At 58.9% G+C, this 1162-nt stretch carries 1 protein-coding gene and 1 pseudogene; both read right to left on the reverse strand.

All coding sequences use genetic code 11. The annotated features are described in order from the left end of the window. Positions 1 to 359: pseudogene (locus tag STRTUCAR8_RS14255) on the reverse strand (FAD-dependent oxidoreductase); the annotation flags it as partial. A gap of 45 nt (positions 360 to 404) precedes the next feature. Continuing rightward, a partial coding sequence (locus tag STRTUCAR8_RS14260; RefSeq protein ID WP_338399701.1) for a tyrosine-type recombinase/integrase occupies positions 405 to 1162 on the reverse strand: 758 nt, incomplete at its 5' end.

Below are 1162 nucleotides of genomic sequence, written 5' to 3' on the forward strand. Positions count from 1 at the left end.
TCCATGCCGATCACCCCGGCACCCATGATGACCATGGAACGCGGCACGCCTTCGAGGTTGAGCACATTGTCGGAGTCCATGATCGTGCGTTTGTCGAACTCGACGGTGTCCGGCCGGGCCGGCCGGGTCCCCGTGGCGATGACGATGTGCTCGGCAGTCAACAGCCGTTTGTTGCCGGTCACTTCGTGCAGTGCCACGGTGTGGCCGTTGACGAAGCGGCCGGTGCCGGCGAACAGGGAGACGTGGTTGCGGGACAGCTGGCTGCGGATGACGTCGACCTCGCGACTGACCACGTGCGAGGTGCGCGCGGTCAGGTCGGCGACGGTGATGTCCTCCTTGAGGCGGTAGCTATGGCAATAGACATGTTTCCGGGTGAACCGGGGCCTTCGTGTGTTTGCTAGATGTCACCCCCCAAAGATGTCATCAACGATGTCATGGATGTCTTTGCCGCTGAACTGTGTGTAGAAGTCCAACGTCGTCTTGATGTCACTGTGGCGTAGCTGCTTCTGTGCTGCCTTGGGTGAGACCTTGTTCTTGGCTAGCTGTGTGGCGTACCAGTGCCTCAGCATGTGCGGGTTGACGTGAACCCCGACTTTCTTGCCGTACCGCCACAGGCTCTCGCGTACGGCCCCGGTTGTGACTGTCTCAGGCTTGTGAGCCTTTACACGCTCTGCGAGCCACCTAGGGATAACCACATCCCCTTGGGTCTTGCTCAAAACCAAGTGGTCCATGTCATCCCTTTGCCGGGTGACTTTGAGGATGTTCCCCTTGAGGTCTTTTGGCGTGATGGCTACAGCCTCACCGATACGCAGACCGCCGTACATCATGAGCAACCCATAGAATTCAAAGGGCGACATCATGAGGATGAACCGAAGCGTCTCTTCCGTGGGGAGGTCGTATTCCCTCGGCACTGCCTTGGGAATTTTCAGTCCCTTGATGCCCGGAAGCTCATCCCGGAAGATGGCACGTAGTGCGACTGTGTACTTACGGCGCGTGTTGATGTTGGTGACCGTCTCCAGTGTGGAGAACAGCAGTTGGAGAGACAGAGCGCTCATCGGGGTCTCGTGCAGTCCCAGCAGCCTGAGAGCTTGCATGTAAGACCGAACGGTAGACTGGCGCACCATGCGGTTGGCCAGCGTTGATGAGGCGAATTCCCCGATGG

The organism is Streptomyces turgidiscabies Car8, assembly GCF_000331005.1.
Lineage (GTDB): Bacteria > Actinomycetota > Actinomycetes > Streptomycetales > Streptomycetaceae > Streptomyces > Streptomyces turgidiscabies.